The sequence below is a fragment of the Hymenobacter cavernae genome, from assembly GCF_014641455.1.
GTDB lineage: Bacteria > Bacteroidota > Bacteroidia > Cytophagales > Hymenobacteraceae > Hymenobacter > Hymenobacter cavernae.
In genome coordinates this window covers 547,295-565,859 of record NZ_BMHT01000003.1, presented here as the reverse complement: position 1 = coordinate 565,859, position 18,565 = coordinate 547,295, and the positions used below count along the sequence as shown (strand labels likewise).

Sequence of the window (18,565 nt, the reverse complement as noted above, 5' to 3'; positions counted from 1 at the left end):
CATCCGGCTAGTATAAGCCGCGCTACTGCTTGCTTTTTTGCTCGTGCCGTTGCCGGTTCTCTGCTTTAATGCGGGCCCGCACGCCGTCATCTACGCCCTGGCCGGCTTTCATGGGCTCGTACACCGAGCCGGCGGTGGGGGGCAGGGAAGGCGCCGTCTTGATCTGGTAGTGGTGGCTGATGTTGGCTGAAATCCGCTCGGTAAAGTGCGGCAACAGGTGGTGCGAGATGGTAGCGCCTCTTGCTTTCCAGCCCACCGGCAGTTCCTGGCGCGGCCGCAGGGAAGAGCGCACCATGGCATTAACCACTTTCGTGGGCGGGTCCATGGCAGCCATGCGGGCAGTGCCGCCGCTGTAGTTAGCCGCATGGGTCCAAAACGGCGTATCGACGGCCCAGGGCTCAATGGTTACTACCTTGATGTTCTTGTAGCCGCTGAGGCGCAACTCGTTGTTCAGGGCCTGGTCCAGGTTGCGAATGGCGCCCTTCGTGGAAGCGTACACGGCATGGTAGGCGAGGGGTACTTCGCTTTCCACCGAACCTAGGTTCATGAGGGTGCCGGCGTTCTGCTTTCGGAATATGTTGATAGCCACCTGACTACCGTATACAATGCCCTTAAGGTTGACATCAATGAGGCGCGAATAATCGTTGATGGGAATCTCCCAGAACCGGCCAATACCACCCACGCCCACATCGTTCACCCACACATCCACGCGCCCGTACTGCTTCACCGCCGCATCAGCCAGGCGTTGCACCTGGTCGGGCTGGCTGATGTCGGTGGTGACGACCAAGGCGGTGCCGCCGGCTGCGCGTATTTTGGTGGCTACTTCCTCCAGCACCTCCGTGCGGCGGGCGGCCAGCACCACGTTAGCGTGATAGGCACCCAATTGCTCCGCCATGCCCCGGCCAAATCCGCTGGAAGCGCCAATGATAACGTAGGTTTTGCCTTGCACTTTTTGCTGCCCGGCCGCGCCTAGCTTAGCGGTAGCGCAACCGCCGAGCAGCAATCCGAGCAGCAGCCACGCGTTGCTCCAGGTGAGCCGATGCCGCTTGGTGGTTGCGGGTCGGATGCGGATGCTGGTGCCGTTGATGGTGTCGGCCACGCATAGTTGCCGAAGTAAGGGGTGTTTCATACAGAATTAGAGCGAGGTAGGTAGCACGCTCTGGCTCGTACGACAGGCTAGGTAACATTGATATAGCTCAGCTTGCTTAAAACAGGGCTCTGACTGGCTTTTGAATGGTTGGCCGACTGCGTGCTTCACACGGGTGCGAGCTGCAAGCTCGCGCCAGTACAGTAGTGCCAGTAGTAGCCAACAGTAACTCTAGATACGGGTGCGCCAGTCAGGGAAGAACGATTATCTTGCCGGGACTCCTTAACCTGCGCACCATAAATTTTCTCAACCGCAATGCGTATCCCCTCCGTCGCCAAGCTACTCAACCTAGGTCTGCTGTGGCTGCTGGCCGGCACTGCTTATGCCCAGCAATCTTCCCTCGTAACGGTGCCAAACTCAGAGCACCAGGTAATTCAGTCGAAAGTAGCTGGACACCCGTACGACGTGTATGTTCACTTCCCGGCGGGTTATGCGACTTCCGGTAAAAAATATCCCGTGTTGTACGTGGTAGATGGCGACAACGACTTTTCGCCCACGCTCGAATACCTAGGTCTGCTCATGGCCGAGTACCACATCCCGGAGCCGCTGGTGGTGGCCATCGGCGACGGTGGGCTGATCGGGACGCCCGGCAACCAACGCAACCGCGACTTCACGCCCACCGCCATGGCCGACCGGCCTGGCAGCGGCGGCGCACCGGCTTTTCTGGGGTTTATCGAGCAGGAATTGATGCCTTTCGTCGAAAAGAAGTACAAAGCCGACCCCGCGCAGCGCACGCTCTACGGCTACTCGATGGGCGGTTTGTTCGGCACCTACGTGCTGTTTCAGAAGCCCACGCTGTTCCAGAATATCCTGATCGGCAGCCCGGCCCTAGGTTACGACAACGGTAAAATCTTCGACATCGAAAACGCCTACCATGCAAAGCATACTGATTTGCCGGTGCACGTTTTTGTGGAAGTAGGCGAGCTGGAAACGCCCGGTCAGAAAGATCCTTACCAGAAGCTGGTGCAGCTGCTGCAAGCCCGCCATTACCAGAACCTGGATCTGCACACCGTTGTCATCGAGAAGGTTACGCACATGACCGGCAAGCCCGTCACGATGCTGAAAGCGTTGGGCTGGGCTTACACCAGCCCGCACGTTGTGTTCTAATCAGCGCACAGCGTATTGGGATATCATGTAGTTTGATTGAGCACCCTATTTCACCTCCGCCACTTCCACGCGGCGGTTGCGCACGTCGGGGGAAGGATAGATCGGGCGCGAGTCGCCGTAGCCGATGGTGCTGATGCGCTCGGCCGCAATGCCCGCCTTCACCAGATATGCCTTCACCGCCGCGGCGCGCTGCTCCGACAAGGCTAGGTTTTTCTGCGGCTCGCCAAGGCGGTCAGTGTGGCCGGCCACCTGGATGCGCAGTGTGGGCCGGGTGCGCAGCTCCGCCGCCAGCTGGTCTAGCGCCGGCAAGCCCTCGGGCAGCAAATCAGGCTTGCCCTGCCGGAACAGCACCGTCGGCAGCACTACGGGCTTCTCCGAGACAAGCGGCGCCGGGCGAGTTGTATCGGGCGGAGCCGGAGCCGGAGCTAGGTCCGGAGTAGACCTAGGTACGGGCTGAGGTTTGGTCTTGGCTGCGGCGCCACTGACTTGCACAGTAATGGGCACCACGGCGCTTTCGCGGGTCGGGTAGTAGCCCTGGGTCAGGTAGAAGGTGGTGGCTTTGCTGAGTTTGGTGCGGTACTCGTTGCCGCTGTTCACGAGCTGCTTCAGGTCGGCATCGGCGTACCAGCGCACATCCCGGCCCGACACGCGAATAGTGGTTGCCGCGCCGGCCCGCACCGTCGCTGCCGACTTCAGCTTGACGCGGTACAAGACATAAGTGCCTTTGTCACAGCGGCCAATGGGGTCGTAGTCGGCGCGACCGGTTAGCTTTTCCAGGGCCGGGTCGTAGGTGAACAGGATGATGCCTTCGCACCAGTAGCTGAATGGGCTGGCACCGGTTTCGTCCAGCTTGCGCAGGTGCTCAAGGCGCATCCCGCCGGAGGTGCGGCTAGCCTGAATCTGAAATGTGACTGTAACACCCGGCCGGCCTGTAGCCTCCTGGTACATCACACCAAACAAGCCGGTGCCCTTGCCGTTCTGCATCCGAAGCACCGACGGCCAGGAGGCGCCCGGCTGATCGGTGTCCGTTTCCACGCCCTGCCAAATGCCCGCCAACGATTGCGCCTTTACCGGCCCTGCCAGCAGGACCGCTATGCCAAGCCAAATACTGCGTTTCATACGATAAAATGAACGGAGTTTAAGGCAAATAAAAACAACAGGAACGAGTAAAACACGGTCGGCTAGTCGTGAATAGCAGATAGTTACACGTCGAGCAGGCGCCTATGGTAGTTGATCTGACCTAGGTGATACGTCAGATGCGCTGACAGATGCACCAGAAAATACTCCGTTGAGGTTTTGTGGTCAAAAACCAGAACGGGGTATTCCTGGGCCAGCACCTCGGGGGCTAGGTTGCCGAGCGCCACATCCACGATGGCGCTCGTCTCATCCAGCTTCTGTAGCAGCTCCGGGCGCGGAACATCCTTTAGCGAAAACTCTAGCTCCCGGTGCCGGGTATAGGCTACGCCGCCAAGCTCCAGCCCGATATAAGTGTTCAGATTACCAACCAGATGCAGGCACAGATTGCCGGCCGAATTGGCGATGCCGCGTTCAACGTGCCAGATTTTTTGCTCGTCTTGGTACAGCTCGATTTCCTGGCTCACCCGGTTCAGGTCGCGCCGGAATAGCAGGCGTAAGGTGTCCGTCAGCATAGGCTGCTACTGGTTTCTTGGTTCAGGTGTAAGCGCTGGCTATTCCAGATTAGCCATGTCCTCCGCACTCAGCTGGATGTCCTTCGTGCCCATATTCTCCCGGAAGTGCGCCAGCGACGACGTGCCCGGAATTGGCAGAATCCAGGGCGAATGGTGCAGCAGCCAGGCTAGGTTGATCTGCGCCGGCGTGACGTTGTACTTGCGGGCTACTTCCGCAATTTTGTCCAGCTGCTTGGGCAGAGCGTGCAGCAGCGAGAAGAACGGAATCAGTGGAATGTTGTGCTGCTCACAGAGTTCCAGTACTTCCTCGCCGCCGGGGTTGTGGCCGTGGGCGTGCGAAAGAGTGGTGCGCTGGGCATAGCTGAACATGTTTTCTACGGTGGCAATCGGACCTAGCTTCAGGCCGGCTTCCAGCTCCTCACGGGTCACGTTGCTCAGGCCTACGTGCAGAATCTTGCCTTCGCGCTGCATCTCAAACATGGCACCTAGCTGCTCATCCAGCGGCACCGCGTCGTGGCCCATCAGGCGCAAATGCACCAGCTGAACCTGCTCCTGACCTAGGGTGCGAAGGTTATTCTCGATGCTGGTGCGCAGGTTTTCGGGCGTGTTAAAAGGCACCCAGCTTTTATCGGGGCGGCGGGTGGCGCCCACTTTGGTGCAGATAACCAGATCGTTCCGGTAAGGATAAAGCGCCTCGCGGATGAGCCGGTTGGTCACGTCCTCGCCGTAGTAGTCGGCCGTGTCGATGAAGTTCACGCCGCTTTCCACGGCGGTGCGCAAAATTTGCAGGGCCTCGGGGCGGTTGGCCGGCTCGCCCCATATTTCGGGGCCAGTCAGGCGCATGGTGCCGTAGCCGAGACGGTTGACGGTGAGCGGGTGCGCGGAGTTTTGGGCGATGGTGATGGTTGAGGGCATGACGGGTGTGTTAGGTTGAGAGCTATTCGTACTTGACAAAGCCTTCTTCTGTCCACCTAAACAAAGTAGGCGTCAATTGGTAAGAGCCTGTTTCATATAATTCACGCGCTTTCTTGCGTAGTGCTTCTACGCCCTTACGGTTCTTGCTGCCCGTGATAAACAAGGCGTCCCGATTAGGAATGGCAACAATAAAATCACCTTGTACCGGAAAGTTTTCGTGCGTCCAAATAGATTTCAGTAAAAGCAAGCTTGCTTCATAATCACCACCTGCAACGATCATATAGTTGCCCTTCTCACCCATTCGCTCAATTTTGGGCAGAACTCTTTTTAAATTCTTCAGAGCTATAGGGCGTAGGGAATCTTGCTTGATTTTTTGTTTTGCAAAAACGTCTTGGTTAAAGTACCTGATGCTCTTTTCATCGTCTTCACCATAGAAGATAACTAGTTCTGAGTTATAATCTTCATAAGCCAAAGCCATAGGTTTATTCTTGTTATCTTTAGCTATTTCCTTGGCTTCTTCAAGAAATCCTCTGTCCTTAATGATTGGCACAACTCTATTGATATTTATTTGCTCATCAGACTTATATAAGTCATCAGTAGATTGTGCATACTTTTCTAATGTTTGATCAATAGACTCTGGTTCTGCTTTATATTCTTTATAAGCATTATCAAGGAAGTGTTTGAAACTGCTGCCTGAAATATTAGCGGTTATGGTTAATACGGAGTCAATAGTATATTTAACTGACGGATGATGCTTTTGCAGCAATTGTAAATAGCGCTCAGTAAATTCTTGCTCAGTTAGTCTTTCTGTTGGGCTATTGCAGCTGAAGGAAATAAAAAGCAAGAAAGTAATAAAATGCTTCATGTATTAAATTATGATGGCGTATTAGGCACAAATTACGCTATTACTGAATGCACGTAAAAGTATGCTAAAAGGAACCGTTTTAGATTCCTAATACCCGTTCCGCGCCCGATTCTGGATGCGCTTTTCCCAGCGCTTGCGCTTGGGTGCAATGTAGCCGCGCAGGTGCTTCTCCATCACCAGCACGGCGCAAGGGGCGGCGGCCGTAGCGCCGAAGCCTCCATTTTCGAGGTACACTGCTATGGCAATCTTGGGATTATCGGCCGGGGCAAAGCCGACGAACGCCGCGTGGTCGTCGCCCTCGTCATTTTGCACGGTGCCGGTTTTGCCGGCCACCTTGATGCCCACATCGGCTAAGCTGGAAGCATCAGCGGTGCCGCCGCGCTGCATCACGGCCACCATGCCGGGGATTAGCGCCGCGAAGTTGGCGCTGTCGATGAGGGTGCGGTGCTTCTCGGTGAAGCGTGGCAGCGGTCCGCTTTTGCCCACGCTACGCACCAGGTGAGGCGTGTAGTACCAGCCCCGGTTGGCAATAATGGCCGCCATGTTGGCCATTTGCAGACCCGTCAGGTTGATTTCGCCCTGCCCGATGCTGAGCGAGTAAATGGAGCGGTAGGTCCAGTTCGTTGTGCGGCGGGCTTTGTCGTAGTAGGCCGGGGTGGGCAGAAAGCCCGGCGCCTCGCGCGGCACATCTACGCCCAGCACCGAATCCAGCCCGAACGACCGAACGTAGCGGCGCCAGAGGGCTAGGTTTTCGTGACGGGCGGCCACGGTATCCACGGCCAGGCTGTCGGGCATGCGGTTGATGAGGCTCTGCATTACCTGGTAGAAGTAGGGGTTGCAGCTGTACTTCAGACCTAGGGTTAGGCTTTTGGCCGTGGGGTGGCGGTGCACGCAGTTCACCAGCGACTGGTCGCAGGGGAATCCGGTAGCGGGGCTGATGGCGCCTAGCTGCAACGCCACGGCGGCATTCACCAGCTTAAACACCGAACCGGGCGGGTTGGCCAGCATAGCGGGCCGGTTCAGCAGCGGCATGCCTTCGCTTTGCAGCAACTCGGTGCGCACGCCAGCCTGGTCGGGCGCGGTGATGGTGGCCGCCTTGTACACCGGCGCCGACACGTAGCACAGAATCTCGCCGGTACTTGGGTCCAGCGCGACCAGGTAGCCCTTGCGGCCGCCCATCAGTTTTTCGGCGTAGGCTTGCAGCTTCACGTCGATGGTCAGGTGCAGGTCCTGGCCTTGCAGGAAAGCCGTGTCGCGGGCCCAGGTGCCGTGCGTTTTACCTTGTTTATCTACTAGAGGGTGCAGAAAGCCGTGGTGGCCGTTGAGCAGGCCGTTATAATAGCTTTCTACGCCGCCGCTACGCAGCCGGTAGAAGCGGCCCCGTCGGTAGCGCATGGCTTGGCGGTAGAAGGCTTGCGCCTCCGAACCTAGGTAGCCCAGCACAGGAGCGCCCGCGTCGGTGGTGTAGGTGCGGCGGCGGCTTTCAATTAGGCTGAGCTTTGGAACGGTGGTGCTACTGTCGCGGCGCACGCGCTCAGCTTCGGTCGCGGTGAGGCGGAGCTGAACCGGGTAGCCGACCTGCCCTTTACCGTAGGGTAGGGCATCGGCAATGCGCTGCCGGACGGTTGTCGAATCCCAGCCCAGCAGCTGACCTAGGGCTAGGGTGTCGAGGGGCGGGCGACGCGGCAGCTTCAGCACGAACTGCATACGGGTGTCTACCAGCACCGAATCGTGGCGGTCGAGCACACGGCCCCGGAACAGCGAGTCGGCCACTACCACGCGGCGCCGGGTGTAGACCTCGCCCGTAGCCGGGTCCTGCGCTGGGTCGCCATTCTGCTGATCCGGGGATGAGCAGGCAGCCAGTGCTGCTAAAAGCACTGTTAGTAAGCTAAGTTTCCAATCATCAAACGCAATGCGCATGAAGGTAAAGCTAGGCAATTGTCGGGCTTCAGTCCGTACTTTTTGATGAACCAGGCTCGTCGCTGCTTACTTAAACCAGACCAGAATCGATTCCTGCCTAAGCGCTTTGCTTTCTCAACTGGCACGAGGTACGTCGCCGCCTGATGCGCGGAATGCTAAACGCGCACTCTTTGGCTCTACTGGTTTCTTGTCCACTTCACGTTCAAGATCTTCGATTCTTGGCTGGTTTGTGGATCTAACCGATAGATTTCGAGTACTTCCGTATTTGCATCTATGATAGTATAGACTTCCTTCATATCCGCGGCTTTGCCCGTGGCGTTATTCAGCTGTTGGTAGCGAAACGTCATGGTTTTCGCGGTAGCATCCCAGGGCCCTTCCATCGCTACGCCGTTGCCGCCATCTTGGATCATAGCGCGGGTGAAGATCTTTTTGTTGGCGTCGTAGCCCGTCACCCGAACCCCGGTGATGGACTTACCCATAATAACGTAGGTAATCTCCGAGACTTGGTAGAGCCCACCCATCGCCATGTGATTGGTTAGGGTAGAGGTACTCGTCATCGGAGGGGCGTCCGGGGAAAACGTCATCGTGGCCTGACCGGTCCATGCGCCGTTCGACCGCGCCAGCATCTTATGGAATTCGTCAGCAGCGCCGGGTTGCTCATTGGCTACGGAAGTAACCGGGGCAGACGTTTTTGCCTTGGTCGCGGCGAGCGATTTTTGGCCCAGCGCACCGTGGGCTAGGAAGAGGCTCGAAAGGGCAGTCAGCGCAACGAGTTTCATATACGGAGGGGCGTAATGATTTGGAAAAGGATCATTGGCTGCGTTCCTATACATAAAACCTTCCTGTGCACGGGCTCGGCGCCAAAGGGGCTAGGCCTTGCTGATTAGCCACATGAAAGTTGGATCCTACTGGTTGGAAGCACACGCCAGTTCAAGGTAAAGAACGGCTACCAGTAGAATATTATCAATCACATAAGCATGTGGTTATTAGAAAGCTAGGTCTGTATTTTTGGGCAAGCACAATTCCTGCGAGCCGCTGCGCTTTCCACTTCTTACTGAGCTCGTTGTTGCTAGTTGAACAAGCGGCACGATACTAACTTGCCGCTGGCGCGGCAGTGGAAGTACAACCTCCACTCAAAACTAGGTACGAGTTCTAAACTCGCGCTAGTTGGAGGTAGGCCACTTGTTTGCTAGGCGCGCGTTTGCCGCCGACGGAAGTACACGAAAAACGGGAGCCCGGTCAGAATCAGCCCTAGGCCCAAAAGCGACTGGGTAGGCTGCGTAATCAGTGTATGGCCGGTGAAGGTGAGGGCAAACAGGATGAGCACGATTTGCACGAACGGAAAGCCGGGCACCGGGCCTGGAATGCGGCCTTGCCATTTCATTTTCACTACGGCCACGGCCAGCAAGCCATAAAAGAGGAAGGTAGCAAAAATAACTAGGTCAGTCAGGCGCTCGAAGGTGCCGGAGATAATGAGCAGGCTACTCCACGTTAGGGTGTAAGCCAGGGCGCGGTAGGGCGTGCGGTAGCGGGGGTGCACTGTCGCGGCCGACCGGAAGAAAAAGCCTTCCTGAGCCATGCGGAAGTGCACGCGGGTGTGCGAGAGCAGCACCGCGTTAAGTGTGCCGAACACGCTCACCAGAATCAAGACCGTGACGCCCGTTTTGCCCCACTTGCCCAGCAAGGCCTCAGCCACCACGGACGCCCCGATTTCGTTTGGACCTACTGCCGCCAGCTGGGCCAGGGGCAACGTGCGCAGGTACACGTAGTTGACCAGCACGTACAGCACAATAGCGATGCTGACCCCGCCAACGATGGCCCGGGGCACATTGCGCCGCGGGTTTTTGATTTCGCCCGTGACAAAGGAGAGGTCTACCCAGCCGTCGTAGGCCCAGAACACGCTGAGCAGGGCGCCAAAAAAGGCACTGGCCAGCGACACACTTCGCGTGGGCACTACCGCCGCCGACGTGTGGCCGGAGTTTGGCGAAGCCAGAAATAAGCCCGCGAAGATGAGCAGCAGAATACCCCCGATTTTGGCCGCCGTGAAGATGTTGCTGAGCCGTCCGCTGCCGCTCACCCCACGGTAGTTTACCCAGGTGAGGGCCGCCGTGGTGCCGATGGCCAGGAGCTTGATGCCCGAGTCGGCGAAGGGGTAAACTAGTTGGCCAATGGAGAGGTGCGCCCAGGCCTGGGCCGGGTTGGGTAGGGGCACCAACGCGTTGATGGATTGGGCGAAAATGAAGGCCAGCGCCGCCACCGAAGCAGAACCGATGATGGCAAAATCCGTCCACCCGAACAGGAACGACGCGAAATTGCCAAACGACAGCCGCAGGTACTCGTAGACGCCGCCCGATTCTTCGGTGAGCGAAGCCATACCCGACAGGTTCAGGGCGCCGCAGATGGTAATCAGGCCCGCCACCATCCAGGCGGCCAGAATCCACTCCGCGCTCAAGCCACTCTGCGCCAGCGGCACAATCTTCTTGAAAACGCCGGACCCAATCACGATGCCCGCCACCAGCAACGTGCCACTAACTACGCCAAAGGCTCGAACAAGCGTTACGGGAGCAGCGACAGGTGGCTTTTCTGGAACTTTCATGCTCCAGGTAACTCGTTTTGTCGCTAAGGGGTTGCTATCAGTTTGCCGCTGGCGCGGCAAGGCTTCTAAAACGAATTTCATTGTAGCTACTCGCAACCACATCATTCACGGCTACGATTCCGTGTCGGATGAAATGGTCTGAGCATTGTCGTGCGGCACTTGCCCCAACTTAAGTTAGAAATAACAGGGCTGTTGGCGGGGAGAATAACTTAAGAAAAGAAAACGCTGCTCGGATTGCTCCAAACCGCGCAATACGGGCTTGCCGCTGACGCGGCAGTGGAGGTACAACCTCCACCCAAAGCTAGGAACGAGTCATAAACTCGCGCCAGTTTTGGGGCAAGTTGCGTTGTACCAAACTCGCTCCAAGTAAGGGTAGATCCTTTGTATATTTTAATATTGGGCTTAAAAAGAAAATAATTGTAATATGGCCTCCTGACTTAACATTCCTAACTCATGTACTCACCCAGAGAAGCCGAAATGGCGGCGCTTAACAAATGCGGAGCACTCTTAGAAGAACTCGATGATAATGCTAAGTTAAGAGTGCTAAGATATTTAGTAGATGTATTCGATTTGGCTAAACATCTACAAATGAATGGGACTTATGTAGATGACCAAAGAGCTGCCTCTAATAATCATAATGTTACTCCTGAACAAAAATTGGTTCCTGTGAATAGCAGTAGAGATTCGGATAATCCTGTTAAAGATGATGAGGTGCAGTTTGAAGAAACGAGTAACGAGTATCCTACTTTAAAGGATATTGTCATGAGGGACTTACCTAAAGTGGAAACTGATTGGGTGCTCTTATATGCGTTTTACGCTTCTAATTTTGCTAAAGATCAGTTTGTTAAATCAGATATTTCAGATAAATATGATGAAAGTGGTAGGAGAGATAAGCAAAGAATAAAAAACCTTTCGCAGAATTTCAAGAAATGTGTTATGAGAAAATGGCTTAAAAATATTAGTGGAGAGACTTATTTGATAACTGTCGATGGTAAAAGTTATGCGGAACAAATTATAAATGGAAACTCGCAGGGAAAACCCAGGAGTTTAGCTCGGAAAAAAACAGCCAAAAGCAAAGAATAGGCAATGGATGTCGCTAATTTCGTAAGGATAATTCCTGACTTCTATGAATTGAAGCAATCTGAGAAGTGCCTACATTTTGCTTTTTATAACATTGCTGTTTGTAAAAAACAATTTTTCAATAAAGATTCTATAGAATCATGCTTCAAAGATGCCAACATTCCTGTATACACCAAAGTAAGAGAATATCTGATTAACAACTCCAAGGGGCGCAATCCTAACTTTATAAAAGTAGAGGGCGGTTACAGTATTAGTCAGTATAAGCTTGATGAATTATTTAAATTACTCAAAATTGATAAGCCAATAATTGAAGTAGAGGAAGATTTGAACAGACTAAAAGATGAGGTTGCCGACGCTAACAGCAAAGATTTTTTAGAGGAAACCATTAAAGCTGTTGAAGTTGGTTCGTATAGGGCATCAGTGATTATGGTTTGGATTCTCGGTATAGATCATCTTTATAACTATATCATAGGATGCAAGCTTGATGATTTCAATGCTAAGTTGGTATTGCAAAACAATAAAAGAATAAAAGTTAGTAAGATTCAAAATAAGGATGATTTCTCTGATATACCAGAAGGGGTTTTTATCGAGCTTTGTAGAGAAGCAAAAATTATTTCAAATGATGTTAGAAAGATACTAGAAGAGAAACTAGGTACACGCAACTCCTGTGCACATCCATCTGGTATTAAGATATCTAAAAACAAGGCTGTTGAGTTTATCAAGGATATATTGTATAACGTGGTTTTTAAGTTTACATGTAAATAAAACGGGTGCTACCTTGTGAAAGATAGCACCCGTTTTATTCAGCCCAAGCAGTCGTGGTTTACATATTCCGCCGATACTGCCCACCCACCTCAAACAGCGCATTCGTAATCTGCCCGAGCGAGCAGAACTTCACGGTGTCCATCAGCTCGGCGAACAGGTTGCCGTTTTGCACGGCTACTTGTTGCAGCTGCTTCAGGCGCTGTGGGGCTTCGGTGGCGTTGCGGGCGTGGAGCAGACCGAGCATGTCGATCTGGTACTGCTTTTCGGTTTCTGTGGCGCGAATAACCTCGGCGGGGATGATGGTCGGCGAGCCTTTGGAGGAGAGGAAGGTATTCACGCCGATGATGGGGTACTCGCCGGTGTGCTTCAGCGTCTCGTAGTACAGGCTTTCCTCCTGAATCTTGCCCCGCTGGTACATGGTTTCCATGGCGCCTAGCACGCCGCCGCGGTCGGTGATGCGGTCAAATTCCAGCAATACCGCTTCTTCCACCAGGTCGGTCAGCTCCTCGATGATGAAGGAGCCTTGGAGCGGGTTTTCGTTTTTGGCCAGACCTAGCTCGCGGTTGATGATGAGCTGAATAGCCATAGCCCGGCGCACCGATTCTTCAGTGGGCGTGGTGATGGCCTCATCGTAGGCGTTGGTATGCAGAGAGTTGCAGTTGTCGTAGATGGCGTAGAGGGCCTGCAACGTGGTACGGATATCGTTGAAGTCGATTTCCTGGGCGTGTAGGCTGCGGCCGCTGGTCTGGATGTGGTACTTCAACATCTGCGAGCGGGCGTTGGCGCCGTACTTCAGCTTCATGGCCTTGGCCCAAATGCGGCGCGCCACGCGGCCAATGACCGCGTACTCGGGGTCGATGCCGTTGGAGAAGAAGAACGACAGGTTGGGCGCGAAGTCATTCACGTCCATGCCGCGGCTCACGTAATATTCTACGAAGGTGAAGCCGTTGGAGAGCGTGAGGGCGAGCTGCGTGATGGGGTTGGCGCCCGCCTCGGCAATGTGGTAGCCGCTGATACTCACCGAGTAAAAGTTGCGCACCTTCTCCTGGATGAAGTACTCCTGCACGTCGCCCATGAGGCGCAGGGCAAACTCGGTGCTAAAGATGCAGGTGTTCTGGGCCTGGTCTTCCTTCAGGATGTCGGCTTGCACGGTGCCGCGCACCTGGCTGAGCGTGCGCGCTTTGATCTGCTGGTACACGTCCGGGGGCAGCACTTGGTCGCCGGTCACGCCAAGTAGCATTAGGCCTAGGCCGTCGTTGCCCTGGGGCAGCTCGCCCTGGTAGCGAGGGCGAGGCTGGCCGTACTGCTGATACAGGGCGTCAATCTTCTGGTTGACTTCGTCTTCCAGCCCGTGCTCCTTGATATACAGCTCGCACTGCTGGTCGATGGCGGCATTCATAAAAAACGCCGCGAGCATGGCGGCTGGCCCATTGATCGTCAGGGAAACCGATGTGGCGGGGGCGGCTAGGTTGAAGCCGGAGTAGAGCTTCTTGGCGTCGTCGAGGCAGGCGATGCTCACGCCGGAGTTGCCGATTTTGCCGTAAATGTCGGGGCGCACGTCGGGGTCTTCGCCGTAGAGCGTCACCGAGTCGAAGGCCGTGCTTAGGCGCTTGGCGGGCAAGCCGGCCGACACGTAGTGGAAGCGGCGGTTGGTGCGCTCGGGGCCACCTTCGCCGGCAAACATGCGGGTGGGGTCTTCGCCCTCGCGCTTGAAGGGGAACACGCCGGCCGTGTAGGGAAACTCGCCGGGTACGTTTTCCTGCAACTGCCACTTCAGCAAGTCGCCCCAGGCCGTGTAGCGGGGCAGGCTCACCTTCGGGATTTGCAGGTGCGACAGGCTTTCGGAGTGCGTCTGGATGCGAATTTCCTTGTCGCGCACCTTAAAGATGAACTCCGGGTCGCGGTAGGCTTTTACTTTCTGCGGCCAGGTTTCCAGGAGTTTCCAGTTTTGGCCGTCCAGCCGGAGCTTGATTTCCGCGAAGGTTTTCTCCAGACCGGCGACGAGTTCTCCGGCCTGGGGTCCGTCGCTGCTGTTCCCGCCGCCATGTCCTCCGGCTTGGAGGCTTCGGACGGCGTCAATTGATTGGGAGAGCCCGAAAAGATGCTGGGCAACCTCGGATTGTTTCTGAACCCAAAGATCATAACTACGGTTGGTTTCGGCGATTTCAGATAAATACCGCGTGCGGTGCGGCGGAATGATGTAGATCTTCTCCGAGTCCTCTTTGCTGGTTTCGAGGTGGGAGGCGAAAGCTAGCCCAGTTTTTTGCTCTAGCATGCTCAGGATAGCACGGTAGAGCCGGTTCATGCCGGGGTCGTTGAACTGCGAGGCGATGGTGCCGAACACCGGCATCTCGTCCAGGGGCTGGTCCCAGAGCTGATGGTTACGCTGGTACTGTTTGCGTACGTCGCGCAGGGCGTCGAGGGCACCGCGCTTGTCGAATTTGTTTAGGGCAATAACGTCGGCGAAGTCGAGCATGTCGATTTTCTCCAACTGCGTGGCCGCGCCGTACTCGGGCGTCATCACGTAGAGGCTAGCATCGGAGTGCTCGATGATTTCGGTGTCGGACTGGCCGATGCCACTGGTTTCCAGGATGATGAGGTCGAACTCGGCGGCGCGTACCACGTCCACGGCGTCTTGCACGTAGCGGCTCAGGGCTAGGTTGCTCTGGCGCGTGGCGAGGCTGCGCATATACACCCGCGGCGAGTTGATGGCGTTCATCCGAATCCGGTCGCCGAGCAGGGCGCCACCCGTCTTGCGCTTGCTCGGGTCGACGGAGATGATGGCAATGGTCTTGTCGGGGAAGTCCATTAGGAAGCGCCGCACCAGCTCATCCACCAGCGACGACTTGCCCGCGCCACCCGTGCCCGTAATACCTAGGATGGGCGCTTTCTTCTGGTCGTCGGAATCAATACGCTGGTCAGAAGCGCTTTCCGACTGCTGGAAATCGGCAATCAACTGGCCTTTCACCCGCTCAAATTCGTCGGGGAAGTTCTCGGCGGCCGAAATGAGGCGACCGATGCTACGGGCGTCTTTCTCTTTTACGTGGGTTACTTCGCCGTTTAGGTTCTGGCCAGTGGGAAAGTCGCAACGCTGGAGCAAGTCGTTGATCATGCCTTGCAAACCGAGGGCGCGGCCGTCGTCGGGGGAGTAGAGGCGCTCGATGCCGTAGGCGTGCAGCTCCTCAATCTCGGTGGGCAGAATCACGCCGCCCCCGCCGCCGAAGATCTTCACGTGGCCAGCGCCACGCTCCTTCAGCAGGTCGTGCATGTACTTGAAGTACTCGTTGTGGCCGCCCTGGTAACTGGTAATAGCAATAGCCTGGGCGTCTTCCTGCACCGCACAATCGACGATTTCCTGCACGGCGCGGTTGTGACCTAGGTGAATTACTTCGGCGCCGCTGCTCTGGATGATGCGGCGCATCACGTTAATCGCCGCGTCGTGGCCGTCGAACAAGGCCGCCGCCGTCACGATGCGGATGTGATTTTGGGGTTTGTAAGGGGCAACTTGGGTGGGTTGCATAGTGGGTGATTTTGGGTGGTATTAGAACGATGTAGAGACGCGACACTTCGCGTCTCGTCGTTGAATCGAAGATCAGCGTAGCTAACGACCTAGGTCGCGCCGTGCAGAACAAACAACATCAGCAACGACGAGACGCAAGTATGCGCCTCTACACCGTTCGGGTGCTGTACAAACGTAAACAGGGTTCAAGGTACGAAAAAGCCCCGGCTGGGTAGGCGCGGGGCATTTAGGGTACATAATCTTATCAGGTTGTTTCTTCAGAGTCTTCTTCAGGATCAACAATAAAGTTTCTTCCTCCAGTCGTATTGAAATCGTTTAGAACAATCTCTAGTGCTTCATATGGAATGTCCATTGGCTCAAACGTTTCAAAGCTTATTTTCTTGAGGTCATCATGCCTGAATATCTCAAGGAGCAAAACTGATTTACGGTTAGTGTATTCCCATAGCTGCCAGCCAAGCCCATCCCGTGGGTTAACGTCACTGGCTAGTACCAGTCCGAAGCGTCTGTTATCTATTGTGAAGCCCATATAATACTTAAAGACCTAAACCTGAAAACTTGGTTACCGCAGCTCCGCCAGCCGCAGCCGAAACCCCGGCAGCACATCTTCCCCCGAAAGCTCCTGGTCAAACCCTTGCATTATCTCTGGCTCTGATTGCCCGGCGCGGTAGATATAAGCGGTTTCCGTTTTCGGGGCGATGAGCCAAGCTAGGCGGGCGCCATTGTGCTGCCAATCAAGCATCTTCTTTTGTAATTCCTTCACATCGTCGGAGTCAGAAGCTAGCTCTACAATGAAATCAGGGCACAGCGGGGCATAGCGACTTTGCTGCTCTGGGGTCAGGCTGTTCCATCTTTCGGCTACTATCCAAGATACGTCGGGTGATTTGACGGAGCCATCCGGTAAGGCAAAGCCGGTGCTGGAATCAAAGTATTCCCCTAGCTCCTCGTGTTGCTCGCACCATTTGCCGAGCTGGAAAGTAAGACGAGCATTGCGTTTGCCGGAGCGGCTGCCAGTAGGCGACATAATTAGAATTTCATGATGGGCAGTGCGCTCGATGCGCAGCTCAGGATGTTGCTGGCAGAAGTCGAAGAACTCGTCATCCGTCATCTTTTCCAGATACGGGCCGCGCAATACCAGACTGTGTTCGGAGAAGGAGGGAAGCATAGCAGAAAGATACTAGTTTGGCTGTAATGCCTAACGTTAGATGTGCGTCCGGCGTTTGAATGGTACCAGCTTCGGGTAATAAGCAGTTAAGGCAAGCTAGAAAGCTAGCCAACAAAAAAGCTCCTGTCAACGGCCATCGTTCGGCCGGATTTGCAATCCGTATAGGCTCTACTCTGAGTAGGCCAAGGCCGTGAAATAGAGGCTGGTATTTGCCCCCATTCGGCGCCAGCTTTCTTGGCTTTTATCTCGCAAGAAAGTACTGTGAAAGGGCGACAGGTGAGTGGCTATTCCAAAGTATTTGCTGGTGGGCTGGTCGCTCTGACTTTGTAGCCATTGCACAGATGCTACCACATCTTGGTGTCCAGCCAATTCGATAGCGTAAGGTCGCAAATCAACCTCCCGCCACCCATGCTGCCGCCCAGCTACCTCAAAAATGACGTCTTTCTGCAATAAAGGAGCTTGCGGTTGATCGTTTGCCACGGCGTAGATCGTGAGGCGAAACGTTACGGATGAGAAGTCACTGTTGAACACAAACAGATGAAAGCTCTCCAGACGAACAGGCTGTTTGACTTTCATGAGCAAGCCCACTTCCCGGCCGAGGCGGTCGTGGGGCACTGTGTCTTTGGTCGTGTAGAAGTTAAGACTAGTAAACAGGCTCCAGCTGTTATGGCCTAGGATTGTGCGCTTGGGGTGCTTGCTATGCACTACTACTTCCTGAAGCTGAGTTGCCATTGGAAGAAGCTGTACCGCTGGTTGTTGCCGTAACTGACTCATTAACATCTGACGCGACTGGTACCCTACGCATGATACAATGACGGTATCTGTAGGGGCAGTGGGCGCAAAAGTGGAAAGCGGAAAAGTACCGTCCGAAGCTGCTACTGTCCCGAGGGGTTTGCCCTTGACCCCTGCTGACGCATAGGCTACCGGGGCACCGGCAGGAGTTGTGATCTTGCCCGTTGAGATGGACTGCGCACAAGCAGGAGAGGAGATAAACAGGGAGAATACAAGCAGGCCAGTAAGCCAGAGCCGGAGATACCGCATACGCAGATACTAAATGAGTGAACTCCGCTAGGAGGCCTGCTACCCACTCAGGCGTTGCATCGAACTATAAGGCCAACAAAAAAGCTCCGGCCAACGGCCGGAGCTTTGCTATAAGGCTTGAAAACCTAGGTGCCCTCTAGACCCCGTCAGCGTTACGCAGCGTCGAACGCCTCGCGCAGTTCCTTGGCGGCGGCGGCTGGGTCAGCGGCGCCGTAAATAGCGCCACCGGCTACGGCTACGGCCACGCCCGCTTGCTTCACGGCTGCAATGTTGCTCAGGTTGACACCGCCCGCGATGGAAACCGGAACACCGGCGCGCGTGGCTTCATCAATCAGGACCTGAATGGAGTAGCCAGTCTGGGCTTGCTCATCGAGGCCGGCGTGCAGCTCTACGAACTCAACACCTAGGGCCGATACTTCCTGGGCGCGCTTCACGCGGTCGGTTACGCCGATGGTGTCTACTACCACGCCTTTGTTGTGGGCTTTGGCGGCTTTCACGGCCCCGATAATGGTGGCGTTATCTACGGCACCTAGGATGGTAACGAGGTCGGCGCCGGCTTTGAAGGCCATGTCGGCTTCCAGCTCGCCAGTGTCAGCGGTTTTGAAGTCGGCAAACACCAGCTTGTCGGGGTGGGCTTGCTTCATGGCCGTGATGACAGCCAGGCCTTCGCTTTTGATGAGGGGCGTACCTAGCTCAATGATATCCACGTAGGGCGCTACTTTCCCGGCAAGGGCCAAGGCGTCTTTGGTGGTCAGGAGGTCGATTGCAACTTGTAATTTAGCCATGTTATGGGTTGGG

Annotated in this window: 16 protein-coding genes; 3 read left to right on the top strand and 13 right to left on the bottom strand. The window is 55.4% G+C overall.

Features of this window, described 5'->3' with window-relative positions; all coding sequences use genetic code 11:
- Nucleotides 1-22: 22 nt before the first annotated feature.
- A complete protein-coding gene (locus tag IEX74_RS10620; protein WP_188813849.1) occupies nucleotides 23-1,129 on the bottom strand; it encodes an SDR family NAD(P)-dependent oxidoreductase in 1,107 nt (368 codons plus the stop codon).
- 273 nt (nucleotides 1,130-1,402) lie between these two features.
- On the opposite strand from IEX74_RS10620, the gene IEX74_RS10615 reads away from it, so the two are divergent.
- Nucleotides 1,403-2,254, top strand: a complete 852-nt coding sequence (locus tag IEX74_RS10615) for an alpha/beta hydrolase (protein ID WP_188813848.1) — start codon at nucleotides 1,403-1,405, stop codon at nucleotides 2,252-2,254.
- A gap of 45 nt (nucleotides 2,255-2,299) precedes the next feature.
- On the opposite strand, the gene IEX74_RS10610 is transcribed toward IEX74_RS10615, so the two are convergent.
- From IEX74_RS10610 to IEX74_RS10580, 7 genes are all read right to left on the bottom strand, one after another.
- Entirely contained in the window at nucleotides 2,300-3,373 is a 1,074-nt protein-coding gene (locus IEX74_RS10610; protein ID WP_188813847.1) for an OmpA family protein, read from the bottom strand.
- 83 nt (nucleotides 3,374-3,456) lie between these two features.
- Complete coding sequence (locus IEX74_RS10605) at nucleotides 3,457-3,903, bottom strand: DUF1572 family protein (RefSeq protein ID WP_188813846.1); 447 nt, start codon at nucleotides 3,901-3,903, stop codon at nucleotides 3,457-3,459.
- Between the two features lie 39 nt (nucleotides 3,904-3,942).
- Nucleotides 3,943-4,818: an aldo/keto reductase gene (locus IEX74_RS10600; RefSeq protein ID WP_188813845.1), complete on the bottom strand. Its 876-nt coding sequence runs from the start codon at nucleotides 4,816-4,818 to the stop codon at nucleotides 3,943-3,945.
- Between the two features lie 22 nt (nucleotides 4,819-4,840).
- Nucleotides 4,841-5,683, bottom strand: a complete 843-nt coding sequence (locus IEX74_RS10595) for a DUF1444 family protein (protein WP_188813844.1) — start codon at nucleotides 5,681-5,683, stop codon at nucleotides 4,841-4,843.
- A gap of 87 nt (nucleotides 5,684-5,770) precedes the next feature.
- Nucleotides 5,771-7,603 (bottom strand): peptidoglycan D,D-transpeptidase FtsI family protein, encoded by a 1,833-nt coding sequence (locus tag IEX74_RS10590; protein WP_188813843.1) that lies wholly within the window; start codon nucleotides 7,601-7,603, stop codon nucleotides 5,771-5,773.
- Nucleotides 7,604-7,779: 176 nt separating this feature from the next.
- The gene (locus IEX74_RS10585) at nucleotides 7,780-8,382 is read right to left on the bottom strand and encodes a DUF1579 family protein (RefSeq protein WP_188813840.1); all 603 of its coding nucleotides are present in this window, start codon (nucleotides 8,380-8,382) and stop codon (nucleotides 7,780-7,782) included.
- A 410-nt stretch (nucleotides 8,383-8,792) separates the two neighbouring features.
- Nucleotides 8,793-10,199 carry an APC family permease gene (locus IEX74_RS10580; protein ID WP_188813838.1) on the bottom strand — a complete coding sequence of 469 codons (1,407 nt, stop codon included), beginning with the start codon at nucleotides 10,197-10,199 and terminating at the stop codon, nucleotides 8,793-8,795.
- 453 nt (nucleotides 10,200-10,652) lie between these two features.
- On the opposite strand from IEX74_RS10580, the gene IEX74_RS10575 reads away from it, so the two are divergent.
- Complete coding sequence (locus IEX74_RS10575) at nucleotides 10,653-11,282, top strand: hypothetical protein (protein ID WP_188813836.1); 630 nt, start codon at nucleotides 10,653-10,655, stop codon at nucleotides 11,280-11,282.
- Nucleotides 11,283-11,285: 3 nt separating this feature from the next.
- Nucleotides 11,286-12,044, top strand: a complete 759-nt coding sequence (locus IEX74_RS23210; protein ID WP_229755199.1) for a hypothetical protein — start codon at nucleotides 11,286-11,288, stop codon at nucleotides 12,042-12,044.
- Between the two features lie 58 nt (nucleotides 12,045-12,102).
- On the opposite strand, the gene IEX74_RS10565 is transcribed toward IEX74_RS23210, so the two are convergent.
- The 5 genes from IEX74_RS10565 to hxlA form a co-directional block, all read right to left on the bottom strand.
- Nucleotides 12,103-15,564 carry a methylmalonyl-CoA mutase family protein gene (locus IEX74_RS10565; protein ID WP_188813835.1) on the bottom strand — a complete coding sequence of 1,154 codons (3,462 nt, stop codon included), beginning with the start codon at nucleotides 15,562-15,564 and terminating at the stop codon, nucleotides 12,103-12,105.
- A gap of 244 nt (nucleotides 15,565-15,808) precedes the next feature.
- Entirely contained in the window at nucleotides 15,809-16,090 is a 282-nt protein-coding gene (locus IEX74_RS10560; RefSeq protein WP_188813834.1) for a hypothetical protein, read from the bottom strand.
- Nucleotides 16,091-16,123: 33 nt separating this feature from the next.
- Nucleotides 16,124-16,726, bottom strand: coding sequence for a Uma2 family endonuclease (locus tag IEX74_RS10555; RefSeq protein ID WP_188813833.1), 603 nt, complete (start codon nucleotides 16,724-16,726; stop codon nucleotides 16,124-16,126).
- Nucleotides 16,727-16,894: 168 nt separating this feature from the next.
- The gene (locus IEX74_RS23365) at nucleotides 16,895-17,767 is read right to left on the bottom strand and encodes a carboxypeptidase-like regulatory domain-containing protein (RefSeq protein WP_188813832.1); all 873 of its coding nucleotides are present in this window, start codon (nucleotides 17,765-17,767) and stop codon (nucleotides 16,895-16,897) included.
- 152 nt (nucleotides 17,768-17,919) lie between these two features.
- The gene (hxlA, locus tag IEX74_RS10545) at nucleotides 17,920-18,552 is read right to left on the bottom strand and encodes a 3-hexulose-6-phosphate synthase (RefSeq protein WP_188813831.1); all 633 of its coding nucleotides are present in this window, start codon (nucleotides 18,550-18,552) and stop codon (nucleotides 17,920-17,922) included.
- Nucleotides 18,553-18,565 lie beyond the last annotated feature (13 nt).

What these genes read in the sequence shown, in the direction of transcription:
- IEX74_RS10590 (WP_188813843.1), bottom strand. Translation starts at nt 7,603, where the DNA reads ATGCGCATTGCGTTTGATGATTGGAAACTTAGCTTACTAACAGTGCTT.
- IEX74_RS10565 (WP_188813835.1), bottom strand. Translation starts at nt 15,564, where the DNA reads ATGCAACCCACCCAAGTTGCCCCTTACAAACCCCAAAATCACATCCGC.
- IEX74_RS10615 (WP_188813848.1), top strand. Translation starts at nt 1,403, where the DNA reads ATGCGTATCCCCTCCGTCGCCAAGCTACTCAACCTAGGTCTGCTGTGG.
- IEX74_RS10575 (WP_188813836.1), top strand. Translation starts at nt 10,653, where the DNA reads ATGTACTCACCCAGAGAAGCCGAAATGGCGGCGCTTAACAAATGCGGA.
- IEX74_RS10555 (WP_188813833.1), bottom strand. Translation starts at nt 16,726, where the DNA reads ATGCTTCCCTCCTTCTCCGAACACAGTCTGGTATTGCGCGGCCCGTAT.
- IEX74_RS10595 (WP_188813844.1), bottom strand. Translation starts at nt 5,683, where the DNA reads ATGAAGCATTTTATTACTTTCTTGCTTTTTATTTCCTTCAGCTGCAAT.
- IEX74_RS10610 (WP_188813847.1), bottom strand. Translation starts at nt 3,373, where the DNA reads ATGAAACGCAGTATTTGGCTTGGCATAGCGGTCCTGCTGGCAGGGCCG.
- IEX74_RS10605 (WP_188813846.1), bottom strand. Translation starts at nt 3,903, where the DNA reads ATGCTGACGGACACCTTACGCCTGCTATTCCGGCGCGACCTGAACCGG.
- IEX74_RS23210 (WP_229755199.1), top strand. Translation starts at nt 11,286, where the DNA reads ATGGATGTCGCTAATTTCGTAAGGATAATTCCTGACTTCTATGAATTG.
- IEX74_RS10560 (WP_188813834.1), bottom strand. Translation starts at nt 16,090, where the DNA reads ATGGGCTTCACAATAGATAACAGACGCTTCGGACTGGTACTAGCCAGT.
- IEX74_RS23365 (WP_188813832.1), bottom strand. Translation starts at nt 17,767, where the DNA reads ATGCGGTATCTCCGGCTCTGGCTTACTGGCCTGCTTGTATTCTCCCTG.
- IEX74_RS10585 (WP_188813840.1), bottom strand. Translation starts at nt 8,382, where the DNA reads ATGAAACTCGTTGCGCTGACTGCCCTTTCGAGCCTCTTCCTAGCCCAC.
- IEX74_RS10600 (WP_188813845.1), bottom strand. Translation starts at nt 4,818, where the DNA reads ATGCCCTCAACCATCACCATCGCCCAAAACTCCGCGCACCCGCTCACC.
- IEX74_RS10620 (WP_188813849.1), bottom strand. Translation starts at nt 1,129, where the DNA reads ATGAAACACCCCTTACTTCGGCAACTATGCGTGGCCGACACCATCAAC.
- hxlA (WP_188813831.1), bottom strand. Translation starts at nt 18,552, where the DNA reads ATGGCTAAATTACAAGTTGCAATCGACCTCCTGACCACCAAAGACGCC.
- IEX74_RS10580 (WP_188813838.1), bottom strand. Translation starts at nt 10,199, where the DNA reads ATGAAAGTTCCAGAAAAGCCACCTGTCGCTGCTCCCGTAACGCTTGTT.